The sequence below is a fragment of the Pseudomonas sp. NFACC43 genome (assembly GCF_900119645.1).
Lineage (GTDB): Bacteria > Pseudomonadota > Gammaproteobacteria > Pseudomonadales > Pseudomonadaceae > Aquipseudomonas.
Genome location: NZ_FPKK01000004.1, coordinates 255,012 through 268,981, shown reverse-complemented (window position 1 = coordinate 268,981; position 13,970 = coordinate 255,012). Strand labels below are relative to the sequence as shown.

Annotated in this window: 10 protein-coding genes; 5 read left to right on the top strand and 5 right to left on the bottom strand. The window is 62.6% G+C overall.

Annotated elements, in window-relative coordinates:
* The first annotated feature begins 60 nt into the window (after window positions 1–60).
* Complete coding sequence (gene hisD, locus BT179_RS09905) at window positions 61–1,398, top strand: histidinol dehydrogenase (protein WP_072430768.1); 1,338 nt, start codon at window positions 61–63, stop codon at window positions 1,396–1,398.
* A gap of 2 nt (window positions 1,399–1,400) precedes the next feature.
* On the top strand, window positions 1,401–2,453 hold the full coding sequence (gene hisC / locus BT179_RS09900) for a histidinol-phosphate transaminase (protein ID WP_072388357.1): 1,053 nt from the start codon (window positions 1,401–1,403) through the stop codon (window positions 2,451–2,453).
* 84 nt (window positions 2,454–2,537) lie between these two features.
* On the opposite strand, the gene BT179_RS09895 is transcribed toward hisC, so the two are convergent.
* From BT179_RS09895 to algW, 3 genes are all read right to left on the bottom strand, one after another.
* On the bottom strand, window positions 2,538–3,257 hold the full coding sequence (locus BT179_RS09895) for a DUF4198 domain-containing protein (protein ID WP_072388354.1): 720 nt from the start codon (window positions 3,255–3,257) through the stop codon (window positions 2,538–2,540).
* Between the two features lie 13 nt (window positions 3,258–3,270).
* Window positions 3,271–5,376, bottom strand: a complete 2,106-nt coding sequence (locus BT179_RS09890) for a TonB-dependent siderophore receptor (protein WP_072430769.1) — start codon at window positions 5,374–5,376, stop codon at window positions 3,271–3,273.
* Window positions 5,377–5,659: 283 nt separating this feature from the next.
* Entirely contained in the window at window positions 5,660–6,820 is a 1,161-nt protein-coding gene (gene algW / locus BT179_RS09885) for a Do family serine endopeptidase AlgW (RefSeq protein ID WP_072388350.1), read from the bottom strand.
* A gap of 104 nt (window positions 6,821–6,924) precedes the next feature.
* Between algW and BT179_RS09880 the strand changes: the two genes are divergently transcribed.
* The 3 genes from BT179_RS09880 to cysN all read left to right on the top strand — a co-directional run bounded on the left by BT179_RS09880 (window position 6,925) and on the right by cysN (window position 10,757).
* Window positions 6,925–7,683 carry a Nif3-like dinuclear metal center hexameric protein gene (locus BT179_RS09880; protein ID WP_072430770.1) on the top strand — a complete coding sequence of 253 codons (759 nt, stop codon included), beginning with the start codon at window positions 6,925–6,927 and terminating at the stop codon, window positions 7,681–7,683.
* Window positions 7,684–7,931: 248 nt separating this feature from the next.
* Entirely contained in the window at window positions 7,932–8,849 is a 918-nt protein-coding gene (gene cysD, locus BT179_RS09875; RefSeq protein WP_072388346.1) for a sulfate adenylyltransferase subunit CysD, read from the top strand.
* A 9-nt stretch (window positions 8,850–8,858) separates the two neighbouring features.
* Window positions 8,859–10,757: a sulfate adenylyltransferase subunit CysN gene (cysN, locus tag BT179_RS09870; protein WP_072388344.1), complete on the top strand. Its 1,899-nt coding sequence runs from the start codon at window positions 8,859–8,861 to the stop codon at window positions 10,755–10,757.
* A 201-nt stretch (window positions 10,758–10,958) separates the two neighbouring features.
* Here cysN and BT179_RS09865 read toward each other — a convergent pair whose 3' ends face one another.
* Both BT179_RS09865 and pta read right to left on the bottom strand, forming a co-directional pair.
* A complete protein-coding gene (locus BT179_RS09865) occupies window positions 10,959–11,867 on the bottom strand; it encodes an acyltransferase (protein ID WP_072430771.1) in 909 nt (302 codons plus the stop codon).
* Window positions 11,868–13,967 (bottom strand): phosphate acetyltransferase, encoded by a 2,100-nt coding sequence (gene pta / locus BT179_RS09860; protein WP_072388339.1) that lies wholly within the window; start codon window positions 13,965–13,967, stop codon window positions 11,868–11,870.
* Window positions 13,968–13,970: the final 3 nt, after the last annotated feature.

The window sequence follows — 13,970 nt, the reverse complement described above, 5'->3', positions numbered from 1 at the left end:
CACGCGAATGGACTGGTAGCTTAGGGCGCCTGAGCATTTGCCATTTATGAGGCCCTCGCTATGACCGCTCCCACCTCGATTCGCCGACTCAACGCTGCCGACCCGGATTTTGCGCATCATCTGGATCATCTGCTGAGCTGGGAAAGTGTGTCTGACGACTCGGTCAATCAGCGGGTGCTGGATATCATCAAGGCCGTTCGCGAGCGTGGCGATGCTGCCCTGGTGGAATTCACCCAGGCATTCGATGGCCTGCAAGCGGCGTCCATGGCCGACCTGATCCTGCCGCGCGAGCGCCTGGAACTGGCCCTGACCCGCATCACCGTGCCCCAGCGCGAAGCCCTGGAAAAGGCTGCTTCCCGGGTGCGCAGCTATCACGAGCGGCAAAAACAGGACTCCTGGAGCTACACCGAGGCCGACGGTACGGTGCTGGGCCAGAAAGTCACGCCGCTGGACCGCGCCGGCCTGTACGTGCCGGGAGGCAAGGCGTCCTACCCGTCTTCGGTATTGATGAACGCCATTCCGGCCAAGGTCGCCGGCGTTGCCGAAGTGGTGATGGTCGTGCCGACCCCGCGGGGCGAAATCAATGAACTGGTGCTGGCCGCCGCCTGTATCGCCGGGGTGGACCGGGTGTTCACCATTGGCGGCGCCCAGGCCGTGGCCGCCCTGGCCTATGGCACCGAAAGCGTGCCGAGGGTCGACAAGGTGGTCGGGCCGGGCAACATCTACGTGGCCACCGCCAAGCGTCATGTGTTCGGCCAGGTCGGCATCGACATGATCGCCGGTCCTTCGGAGATCCTGGTGGTATGTGACGGCCAGACCGATCCGGACTGGATCGCCATGGACCTGTTCTCCCAGGCCGAGCACGATGAAGACGCCCAGGCGATCCTGGTCAGCCCGGATGCCGAATTCCTCGACAGGGTCGCCGCCAGCATCGACAAGCTACTGCCGACCATGGACCGCGCCGAGATCATCAACACGTCGATCAACGGCCGTGGTGCGCTGATCAAGGTCAGTGACATGGAGCAGGCCATCGAGGTCGCCAACCGCATCGCGCCGGAGCACCTTGAGCTGTCGGTCGCCGATCCGCAGGCCTGGCTGCCGCAGATCCGTCACGCCGGGGCGATTTTCATGGGACGCCACACCAGCGAGGCGCTGGGCGACTATTGCGCCGGTCCCAATCACGTATTGCCTACCTCCGGCACGGCGCGTTTCTCGTCGCCGCTGGGGGTGTACGACTTCCAGAAACGTTCGTCGATCATCTTCTGCTCCGAGCAGGGGGCGTCCGAACTGGGCAAGACCGCTTCCGTGCTGGCCCGTGGCGAATCCCTGAGCGCCCACGCTCGCAGTGCCGAATATCGCATCCTTGACGAGCCTTCCATTGACAGGCAGGGGAACTGAACATGAGTAAATTCTGGAGCCCGTTCGTCAAGGACCTGGTCCCCTACGTCCCGGGCGAGCAGCCGAAGCTGACCCGTCTGGTCAAGCTCAACACCAACGAAAACCCTTACGGCCCGTCGCCCAAGGCCCTGGCGGCGATGCAGTCCGAACTGAACGACAGCCTGCGCCTGTACCCGGATCCCAACAGCGACCTGCTCAAAGGCGCCGTGGCCCGATACTACGGCGTGCAGACCAACCAGGTATTCCTGGGCAACGGTTCGGACGAAGTGCTGGCGCACATTTTCCATGGCCTGCTGCAGCACGACCTGCCGCTGCTGTTCCCGGACATCAGCTACAGCTTCTACCCGGTGTATTGCGGGTTGTATGGCATCCGGTTCGAGGCCGTGCCTCTGGATGAGCAGTTCCGGATCGACCCGGCCGACTATGCCAGGCCGAATGGCGGGATCATCTTCCCCAACCCGAATGCGCCGACCGGCTGCCTGCTGGCGCTGGAGGCGGTCGAGGGGATTCTCCAGGCCAACCCGGGGTCGGTGGTGGTGGTCGACGAAGCCTATATCGATTTCGGCGGCCAGACGGCCATCAGCCTGGTGGGTCGTTACCCGAACCTGCTGGTCACCCAGACACTGTCCAAGTCTCGCTCGCTGGCCGGGCTGCGGGTGGGCCTGGCGGTGGGTCACCCTGACCTGATCGAAGCGCTGGAACGGATCAAGAACAGCTTCAACTCCTACCCCATCGATCGCCTGGCGAACGTCGGCGGCGCGGCGGCGTTCGACGACCGGGAGTACTTCGACCGGACCTGTCGGCTGGTCATCGAGCATCGGGAGTGGGTGGTGGCGCAACTGCAGGGCAAGGGGTTCGAAGTCCTGCCTTCGGCCGCCAACTTCATCTTCGCTCGCCACCCACGGCACGATGCGGCGGGGCTGGCGGCGAAACTGCGGGAACAGGGCGTGATCGTGCGGCACTTCAAGCAGGAACGCATTGCCCAGTTCCTGCGGATCAGCATCGGCACGCCGGAACAGAACCAGGCGCTGGTGGAAGCCCTCGGCGAACTCTGAAGCCTGGCGCTGAACCTGTGGGAGCGAGCCTGTTCGCGATGGCTCAGTCAGTCGGCATCCATGCGACTGACTGTGCCCGGCGTGTTAATCGTGATGCGGCTCGCCGACGAAGGTCAGTGAGGTGAATACGCCTCGGGTGGCCACGTCCTTGTTGTCCTTGAGGGCCATTTCCATCTGCGCGGCGATCACATTCAACCCTTCATTGCGCACCACGACGTTGGCCCGGCCATCGGCATCGGTTTCAGCCGAGACGGTGTCCGGCGCGCTGCGATAGTCCCCCACCAGCTTCACGCCTGCCGCCGGCTTGCCGTCCAGCAGTACCTGGACCGGCAACGACTGGCCCGGCCCTACGGTCAGCGGGTCGACTTGCGGGCGAATCACGAACTTTATCTCGTCGAGCTTTGGCAGCCTGGCCCCGGGTTCGTAGATCGCCAGGCTGTATTTGAACGTGTGGGTCGACTCGATTGCCCCTGGCACCTTGCTGCGGCCTTCGTTGATCCACTTCTTGTCGGCGGTCTGGGACCACATGCCGTTATCCAGCGCCACTGCCAGCACGGCGGGCGGCTTGAGTGGTTGCAGGCGGGCGTGGTCCGGGAGGCGTTCCACGGTCACCGGAATCATCTTGCCGCCCAGGTCATAGGCCCAGGCACCGCTGACTTTCTGCGCCTTGAACGCATTATCTTCGGCACCGTGACCATAGATCACTTCGATGTTGCCACGCCGCTGTTCGGTCCACAGGCCATGGGCCGAGGCTTGAGTCGCCAGGAGCAAGCCGAGAAGGGCGACTGTCTTGGGGCATTTCATGGGTTTTTCCTTTTTATAGATCAAGGGTGAGATTGACGGTGAAATTGCGCGGGTCGCCGGGGGTGACCCAGTAATTGCTGTAGGAGCGTTCGTAGTATTTTTCGTCGAGGACGTTATTCAGGTTCAGGCCCAGGGTGACGTTGTCGCTGGCCTTGTAATGCGCCAGCAGGTCCACGGTGTGGTACGCCGGCAATTCGAAATCGCTGCCGGCCTGTCCGGAACGATCCCCAACGTAGGTCAGCGCCGCGCCGACATCCGAACCACGCAGGCGGCCGTCCTGGAATTCATATACCCCCAACAGGCTGCCGCTGTGCTTTGCAACGCCCAGGATCCGGCTGCCCGTGGGAATGGCCTTGTCCCCCTGGGTCACTTGCGCATCGATGTAGGCGAAGGCGCCGATCACCCGTACGGCATCGGTCACCTGTCCGGTCACCTGCAGATCCAGCCCCTGGCTGCGGGCCTTGCCCATGGCCCGGTTGGTGTCGGTAGCCGGGTCCAGTGCGAGGACGTTTTCCTTCTCTATATGGAATGCCGCCAGGGTGCTGCTCAGGCGATCGTCGAAGAGCTCGCTCTTGATTCCGATTTCGTAGCCCACGCCTTCTTCCGGATCGAAGGACTTGCCGGTGGCATCCAGGCCGTTGTTGGGCTTGAACGAGGTGGATGCGTTGGCGAACAGCCCGACTTCGGGCGTCAGCTGATACAGCAGGCCGGCGCGTTGCGTCAGGGCCTCGTGACGTTGGCGGTCGGTGGCGTTGCGGGTGTGATCGTCGATGCTCTGTTCGAAGTGCTCGTAACGTACGCCCAGCATGCCTCGCAGCTTGTCGGTGAAGACGATCTGGTCCTGAAGGTTCAGCGCACGGCTTTGCACATGCTCGAAGAAGTCCGTGCCGGTACGCAGGCCGTCGGGTTTTGGCTGGCCGTAGATCGGCTGATAGATGTCGATGGGGTAGGGACCGCCAGTGATGGTGGTCACGCGCTCGTTCTTGCGGTAGTCCTCATATTCACTGCCGATCAACAGTTCGTGCTGCCAGGGACCGAGGTCGAACAGGCCGCGCAGTTCCAGCTGGGTGATGCTGTCATGCCAATCGTTGTCCCGCTCGCGGTAACGACGGTTGACAGTACGCCCGTCGGCGTTCAACGGGCGCGCTTCGGAGGCGAACCCCCAGAGTTCGCCCTGCTTGTAATGGCTGGCCAGGCGCAGTTGCCAGGCGTCGTTGAGCTGATGTTCGAGCGCGGCCTGGAGCATGTTGTTGTGGTTGTCGATGTCGCCATCGTCGGGTTCGCCCAGGAACGTGGAACGGGAAACTCCGCTCCAGCGGTTGTTCGGGGCGACGATGCCGCGGTCGAACGTCGAGCTGTGGCGCACGATTTCGCTTTCCAGCAACAGCCGCGTATCTGGGTTCAGCTGCCAGCTGATGGAAGGCGCGACGAAAACACGCTGGCTGTCGACGTGGTCGCGAAAGCTGTGGTTGTCTTCCACCGCCAGATTGATTCGCGACAACAGGTTGCCTTCGGCATCCAGGGGCGTGTTGACGTCCAGGGCCGTGCGGTAGCGATCCCAACTGCCGGCGCTTGTCTGAAGGGTGGTAAAGGCATCGGGCTGGGGTTTTTTGGTGACGATGTTCACCGTGCCACCCGGATCGCCTCGGCCGTACAGGCTGGCGGCCGGGCCTTTGAGCACCTCGATGCGTTCGATGTTGGCCGTATCCGGCGTGCTCGGATAGCCGCGGTTGGCGCTGAAGCCGTCCTTGTAGAATTCCGACGTCGTGAACCCGCGCACGCTGTACTCGTATAGCGTCAACCCGCCGAAATTGTTCTGTTTCGATACCCCACCAGCGAACTCCAGTGCCCGTTCAACCTCAGTGCTGCCCAGATCCTTGAGTACGCTGGCGGGGATCACACTGATCGATTGCGGGATATCCCTCAGGGCCGTGTCGGTCTTGGTCGCACTGGCAGAGCGGGTCGCTCGATAGCCGGCCACGGGCCCGGTGGGGGATTCGTAATCGGATCTCACGCTGATGGCGTCCAGTTCCACCGGTTGCACTTCTTCGGCGAAGGCCGGGTCGCCCAGCAGACCCAGGGCCAGGCTGGCGAGGGAGAGCCGTTTCAAGGATGGCATGTTATATTGTTCCAAATTTATAATTGAAACAATATAACACTACTAATGAGAATTTCTGCTATCTGTATTTCAAGTGAAATCTGGAAAGGATCACAGTGGAAGTGCCGGTAGGATTTCTAGTGGCGAGGGGATTTATCCCCGTTCGGCTGCGCAGCAGCCGTAGACCAGCCGGTACGGTTCATCTGATGGACCGCGGTGTCTGATTGCGGGTTGCTGCGCAACCCGGCGGGATAAATCCCCTCGCCACAGGGTTGTGTCAGGCCAACGAGGATGCGCCCCTCAGTTACTGCTCTTCCTTGGGCACCACCGGTGCCGGTGGTGGCCGCAGGCCGATCTCGGCGGTGAGCTTGAGCTCCTTGCCGTTGCGCATCACCTGGATGGCGACTTTGTCGGTAGGCTTGATGCGTGCCACCTGGTTCATCGAGCGACGGCCATCGCCGGCCGGCTCGCCGTCGATACTCAGGATCACGTCGCCCAGTTGCAGGCCGGCCTTCTGCGCCGGTCCGTCGCGGAAGATTCCCGCCACCACGATGCCTGGCCGCCCGGACAGGCCGAAGGACTCGGCCAGCTCCTGGGTCAGCGGCTGTACTTCGATACCCAGCCAGCCGCGAATGACCTGGCCGTGTTCGATGATGGATTTCATCACCTCCATCGCCAGCTTCACCGGAATGGCGAAGCCGATGCCCTGGCTGCCGCCGGACTTGGAGAAGATCGCCGTATTGATCCCGGTGAGGTTGCCGTTGGCATCCACCAACGCGCCACCGGAGTTGCCGGGGTTGATCGCGGCATCGGTCTGGATGAAGTCTTCGTAGTTGTTGAGCCCCAACTGGTTGCGACCGGTGGCGCTGATGATGCCCATGGTCACGGTCTGGCCGACACCGAACGGGTTGCCGATGGCCAGGGCGACGTCGCCGATGCGGATGCTGTCCGAGCGGCCGATGGTGATGGCAGGCAGGTTCTTCAGGTCGATCTTCAACACCGCCAGGTCGGTTTCCGGGTCGCTGCCGATCACCCGTGCCAGGGTTTCACGGCCATCCTTCAGGGCGACCACGATCTGGTCGGCGCCGCTGGTGACGTGGTTGTTGGTCAGGATATAGCCTTCCGGACTCATGATCACGCCCGAACCCAGGCTCGACTCCATGCGCTTCTGCTTGGGCGAGTTGTCGCCGAAGAAACGCCGGAACTGCGGGTCTTCGAACAGCGGATGGCTGGGTTTGTTGACGACCTTGGTGGTATAGAGGTTGACCACGGCTGGCGCGGCGGTGGTCACGGCATCGGCATAGGACACCGGGCCCTGCTGCAGGGCCTTGGTTTGCGGCGCCTGCTGCAGGTTGACGTCAAGACTTGGCAGGCCGACCCATTCCGGGTAGCGCTGGATAATCAGTAGAGCGACAAGCACGCCAGCCAACAGCGGCCAGCCGGAAAAACGCAGCGCCTTGAGCATTAAGCACGTCCTACGAAGGTTGCGGGCGGGATAAGACCGCCCATAATGTCGCGCATTATACGAGGCCGCGCGTGCCTCTGAACGGGATATTTAGGAGTCTTTTCATGGCCGTAGCCCTGAGCACCCTGGTCGAAGAAGCGGACCGTTACCTGGCGAGCAGCCGGATCGCCGATTATTGCCCCAATGGCCTGCAGGTCGAAGGCGCGCCCCAGGTGATGCGCATCGTCAGCGGTGTCACCGCCAGCCAGGCCCTGCTGGATGCCGCGGTGCAAGCCGAGGCCGACCTGGTGCTGGTCCACCACGGTTACTTCTGGAAGGGCGAAAACCCTTGCGTCACCGGGATGAAGCAGCGGCGGCTCAAGACCTTGCTCAAGCACGACATCAGCTTGCTGGCCTATCATCTGCCGCTGGACCTGCACCCCGACGTTGGCAACAACGTGCAATTGGCCCGTCAGTTGGACATCACCGTCGAAGGACCACTGGACCCGGATAATCCCAAGGTCGTCGGGCTGGTGGGTTCCTTGTCCGAACCCATGACGGCTCGTGATTTCGCGCGCAAGGTCCAGGAAGTCATGGGGCGCGAGCCGTTGCTGATCGAAGGCGAGCAGATGATCCGCCGGGTCGGCTGGTGCACCGGAGGCGGCCAGGGCTATATCGACCAGGCGGTGTTGGCCGGGGTCGACCTGTACCTCAGCGGCGAAGCGTCCGAGCAGACGTTCCACAGCGCCCGGGAAAACGGCATCAGCTTCATCGCCGCCGGGCACCACGCGACCGAGCGCTACGGCGTCCAGGCCTTGGGTGATTACCTGGCACGCCGGTTTGCCCTGGAGCACATCTTCATCGATTGCCCGAATCCCATTTGACTGCTTATAACCTCTGTGGGAGCGAGCTTGCTCGCGATAGCGGCGGATCAGCCAGCATTAATGCGCCTGAGCACACGCTATCGCGAGCAAGCTCGCTCCCACAAAGAGCCATAGCGGCCGAACCACCAGGCATATCCATATGCTGTTTCGATCTAGTTGGCGCCCTGATTAGAAGAGGTCGCTGTGCTAGGATTCCTCGCTCGAACACGGCCCGCTGGCCGTTCATAAGAAAGTTTTCGTGAGTAGCCATGGTCGACAAACTGACGCATCTGAAACAGCTGGAGGCGGAAAGCATCCACATCATCCGCGAGGTGGCCGCCGAGTTCGATAACCCGGTGATGCTGTACTCCATCGGTAAAGATTCCGCCGTGATGCTGCACCTGGCACGCAAGGCGTTTTTTCCCGGCAAGCTGCCGTTTCCGGTGATGCACGTCGACACCCGCTGGAAATTCCAGGAAATGTACAAGTTCCGCGACCGCATGGTCGAAGAGCTGGGCCTGGAGCTGATCACTCATGTGAACCCGGATGGCGTGGCGCAGGGCATCAACCCGTTCACCCACGGCAGTGCCAAGCACACCGACATCATGAAGACCCAGGGCCTGAAGCAGGCGTTGGACAAGTATGGTTTCGACGCCGCGTTCGGCGGTGCCCGTCGCGACGAAGAAAAGTCCCGCGCCAAGGAGCGCGTGTACTCGTTCCGCGACAGCAAGCATCGCTGGGACCCGAAGAACCAGCGTCCCGAGCTGTGGAACGTCTACAACGGCAAGGTCAACAAGGGCGAATCGATCCGCGTGTTCCCCCTGTCGAACTGGACCGAACTGGACATCTGGCAGTACATCTACCTCGAAGGCATCCCGATCGTGCCGCTGTACTTCGCCGCCGAGCGCGAAGTGATCGAGAAGAACGGCACGCTGATCATGATCGACGATGAGCGCATCCTCGAGCACCTGTCCGAGGAAGAAAAGGCCCGCATCGTCAAGAAGAAAGTGCGTTTCCGTACCCTTGGCTGCTACCCGTTGACGGGCGCGGTGGAGTCCGAGGCCGAGAGCCTGACGGACATCATTCAGGAAATGCTCCTGACGCGAACTTCCGAGCGCCAGGGCCGGGTCATCGACCACGATGGCGCAGGCTCGATGGAAGACAAGAAACGTCAGGGTTATTTCTAAGGGGTTGTCATGTCGCACCAATCTGATTTGATCAGCGAGGACATCCTCGCCTACCTGGGCCAGCACGAGCGCAAGGAACTGCTGCGTTTCCTGACCTGCGGCAACGTCGACGACGGCAAGAGCACCCTGATCGGGCGCCTGCTGCACGACTCCAAGATGATCTACGAGGATCACCTGGAAGCCATCACCCGCGATTCGAAGAAAGTCGGCACCACCGGTGACGATATCGACCTGGCACTGCTGGTCGATGGCCTGCAGGCCGAGCGCGAGCAAGGCATCACCATCGATGTCGCGTACCGCTATTTCTCTACCGCCAAGCGCAAGTTCATCATCGCCGACACTCCCGGCCATGAGCAGTACACCCGCAACATGGCCACCGGTGCTTCCACCTGTGACCTGGCGATCATCCTGGTGGACGCCCGCTACGGCGTGCAGACCCAGACCCGTCGCCACAGCTTCATCGCCTCGCTGCTGGGCATCAAGCACATCGTCGTGGCGATCAACAAGATGGACCTCAAGGACTTCGACCAGGGTGTGTTCGAGTCGATCAAGGCCGACTACCTGAAGTTCGCCGAGGGCTTGAAGATGAAGCCCACCACCTTGCATTTCGTGCCCATGTCCGCCCTCAAGGGCGATAACGTGGTGAACAAGTCCGAGCGCTCGCCGTGGTACACCGGCCAGTCGCTGATGGAGATCCTCGAAACCGTGGAAGTGGCGGGCGACCGCAACTTCACCGACCTGCGTTTCCCGGTGCAGTACGTCAACCGTCCGAACCTGAACTTCCGCGGTTTCGCCGGCACCCTGGCCAGCGGCATCGTGCACAAGGGCGACGAAGTGGTGGTGCTGCCATCGGGCAAGAGCAGCCGCGTGAAATCCATCGTCACCTTCGAGGGCGAGCTGGAACACGCCGGCCCCGGCCAGGCCGTGACGCTGACCATGGAAGACGAGATCGACATCTCCCGTGGCGACCTGCTGGTGCATGCCGACAACGTTCCGCCGGTCACCGACAGCTTCGAGGCGATGCTGGTATGGATGGCCGAGGAGCCGATGCTGCCCGGCAAGAAATACGACATCAAGCGCGCCACCAGTTACGTGCCTGGCTCGATTGCCAGCATCGTCAACCGGGTCGATGTGAATACCCTGGAAGAAGGGCCGGCCAGTGCCTTGCAGCTCAACGAAATCGGCAAGGTGAAAATCGCGCTGGACGCGCCGATCGCCCTGGACGGCTACGAGAGCAACCGCACCACCGGCGCGTTCATCGTCATCGATCGTTTGACCAATGGCACGGTCGGTGCCGGCATGATCGTCGCCCAGCCGCTGACCCACGGCAGCAGCACGCACCACGGCAAGCTGGCCCATGTGTCGGTGGAAGAGCGCACCCAACGCTTCGGCCAGCAACCGGCCACGGTGCTGTTCAGCGGCCTGTCCGGCGCTGGCAAGAGCACCCTGGCCTATGCGGTGGAGCGCAAGTTGTTCGACATGGGGCGTGCGGTGTTCGTGCTCGATGGCCAGAACCTGCGTCATGACCTGAACAAGGGCCTGCCACAGGACCGTGCCGGGCGCACCGAGAACTGGCGCCGTGCGGCCCACGTCGCCCGGCAGTTCAACGAAGCCGGCCTGTTGACCCTCGCCGCGTTCGTTGCGCCAAGTGCCGAAGGGCGTGAGCAGGCCAAGGACCTGATCGGGCGTGATCGTCTGCTGACGGTCTATGTCCAGGCTTCGCCGACAGTGTGTGCCCAGCGTGATCCGCAGGGGCTGTACGCCGCCGCTGGCGACAATATTCCCGGCGAGTCCTTCCCGTATGACGTGCCGCTGGATGCCGACCTGGTGATCGACACCCAGGCGCTGACCCTGGAAGAGGGTGTCAAGCAGGTGCTGGATCTGCTGCGCAAGCGTGGGGCGATCTAAGGCAAGTCGCTGTGAGCTTCTAGCTTCAAGCGGCAAGCAAAGGCCCGCAGATGAGTGATCATCTGCGGGCTTTTTTATTGTCGAAGGACGCTATCGCGAGCAAGCTCGCTCCCACAGGGGGGAGCAGCGGACACAGTACCGGAACTCATCCCACATCACCTGTGGAGCGAACTTGCTCGCGATGAGGCCCGTACCGACACCTCAAGACTTGCCGGGATACTCGTGGTGCATCTGTTCGAGCAACGCGTCCTTGTCCTGCCACAGCTGGTTGATCCAGCCCTGGAACTCCAGGCGATAGGCGCCGTCCTGGTCGTAGCTCTTGCCGATGAATTGCGGCGGTAGCTTCAGCTCCTGGAAATGCACCACCACTTCCCCAACCTTGCCGCACAGCAGGTCCCAGAATCCCGGGCGACCGCCGGGGTAGTGAATGGTTACGTTGATGATCGATTCCAGTTGCTCGCCCATGGCGTCGAGCACGAATGCAATGCCTCCGGCCTTGGGTTTGAGCAGGTAGCGAAACGGTGACTGTTGCTGGGCATGCTTGCCTTCGGTGAAGCGTGTGCCTTCGACGAAGTTGAAAATGCCCACGGGGTTGTTGCGAAACTTCGCGCAAGTCTTGCGAGTGGTTTCCAGGTCCTTGCCTTTCTTTTCCGGATGCTTCTCCAGGTACGCCTTGGAGTAGCGCTTCATGAAGGGAAAGCCCAGGGCCCACCAGGCCAGGCCGATCACCGGCACCCAGATCAGCTCCTGCTTGAGAAAGAACTTCAACGGGCGGATCCGCCGGTTCAGCACGTATTGCAGCACCATGATGTCGACCCAGCTCTGGTGATTGCTGGTGATCAGGTAGGAATGCTGGTAGTCCAGGCCTTCCAGGCCGCTGAGGTGCCAGCGGGTACGGCGCAGCAGGTTCATCCAGCCCTTGTTGTTGCTGATCCAGGCCTCGTGGATATGGCTCATCAGCCAGTCGGTAAGGCGCTGGGCGGCGGGGAAGGGCAACAGCAACTTGAAGATCGCCACGATGAACAGCGGCGTGCAGCACACGACGGTGTTCAGGGCCAACAGCAGTGAAGCGATGACGCCCCGCAAGGGGGCGGGCAGAAAGTCCAGCATTTAGATATCCATGGGTCGGTTGGCGGCCTGGATGGCGGTCAGGGCGATGGTGTACACGATGTCATCGACCTGGGCGCCGCGAGGCAAGTCGTTCACCGGTTTGCGCAGGCCTTGCAGCATGGGGCCGAGGCTGACGCAATCGGCGCTGCGCTGAACGGCCTTGTGGGTGGTGTTGCCGGTGTTGAGGTCTGGGAAGATGAACACCGTCGCACGGCCGGCCACCTGGCTGTTGGGCGCCAGTTGCCGCGCCACGGCTTCGTTGGCGGCGGCGTCGTACTGCAACGGTCCGTCGATCAGCAAGCCATGCTGCGCCTCATGGGCCAGCAACGTGGCTTCGCGGACCTTCTCCACTTCCTCGCCGCTGGCCGACTCGCCGCTGGAATAGCTGAGCATCGCCACCCGCGGGGTGATGCCGAACGCGGCGGCCGAATCGGCGCTTTGCAAGGCAATCTCCGCCAGCTCCGCCGCACTGGGGTGCGGGTTCATCACGCAGTCGCCATAGACCAGCACTTCTTCGGGAAACAGCATGAAGAACACCGAGGACACCAGAGAGCAGCCGGGCGCAGTCTTGATCAACTGCAAGGCCGGGCGGATGGTATTGGCGGTGGAATGGATCACGCCGGAAACCAGCCCGTCCACTTCATCCAGGGCCAGCATCATGGTGCCGATCACCACGGTGTCTTCCAACTGCTGCTCGGCCATCGGTGCGTTCAGGCTCTTGCTCTTGCGCAGGCTGACCATCGGTTCGACGTAGCGCTCGCGAATCGCGTCCGGATCAAGAATCTCCAGCCCCGGCGGCAGTTCGATGCCCTGGGCACGGGCTACCGCCTCGACGTCGGCCGGCTTGGCCAGCAGCACGCAACGGGCGATGCCCCGGGCCTGGCAAATGGCGGCGGCCTGTACGGTCAGCGGCTCGCTGCCTTCCGGCAGCACGATGCGCTTGTTGGCGGCCTGGGCGCGCTGGATCAGTTGGTAGCGGAACACGGCGGGGGACAGGCGCATTTCCCGTGGCGTGCCACAGCGCTGGTGCAGCCACTGGGCATCCAGGTGGCTGGCGACGAAATCGGTGATGATTTCCGCGCGTTCGCGGTCATCGATCGGGATTTCCTTGTTCAGGCTGTTGAGCAGGTTGGCGGTGTCATAGGAGCCGGTACTGACCGACAGCACCGGCAGGCCGGCCTGCAAGGCGCCTCGGCACAGGTCCATGATGCGCGGGTCTGGCAGGGTGTCGCTGGTCAGCAGCAGGCCGGCCAGGGGCACGCCGTTGATAGCCGCCAGGCTCACGGCCAGGATGATGTCGTCGCGATCGCCGGGAGTCACCACCAGTACGCCGGGCTTGAGCAATTCCACCGTGTTGCGCATGGTGCGGGCGCAAATGATGATGTTGCTCATGCGCCGGGTTTCGTAGTCGCCGGCGTTGAGCACCTGCGCGCCCATCAGGTCGGCCACGTCGCGGGTGCGCGGGGCGTTGAGTTCCGGCCGGAACGGAATGCAGCCCAGCAGGCGGAAGTCGCCGCTGCGCAGCAAGGGCGAATGTTCCTTCAGGCGCGCGGAAAACGCCTCGATGCTTTCATCGGTGCGGACCTTGTTCAGGATCACCCCGAGGACCTTCGGATCCTTGGGGCCGCCGAACAGCTGTGCCTGCAACTCCACCCGCCCGGAAAGCTCGGTCAGTACTTCGTTCTCCGGGGCCGACACCAGGATAACCTCGGCGTCCAGGCTCTTGGCCAGGTGCAGGTTGACCCGGGCGGCGTAACTGGCGCTGCGGGTCGGGACCATGCCTTCCACCACCAGGACGTCCTTGCCGATCGCGGCCTGCTGGTAAAGGGTGATGATCTCTTCCAGCAGTTCGTCGAGCTGGCCGTCGCCGAGCATCCGTTCGACATGGGCCAGGCCCAGGGGCTGGGGCGGCTTGAGACCGTGAGTGCGGGCCACCAGTTCGGTGGAGCGTTCCGGTCCGGTGTCGCCGGGGTGAGGCTGGGCAATGGGTTTGAAAAAGCCGACTTTCAGCCCGGCCCGTTCAAGGGTACGCACCAGCCCGAGGCTGATGGAGGTCAGACCCACACCAAAGTCGGTGGGCGCGATAAAAAAAGTTTGCATGCG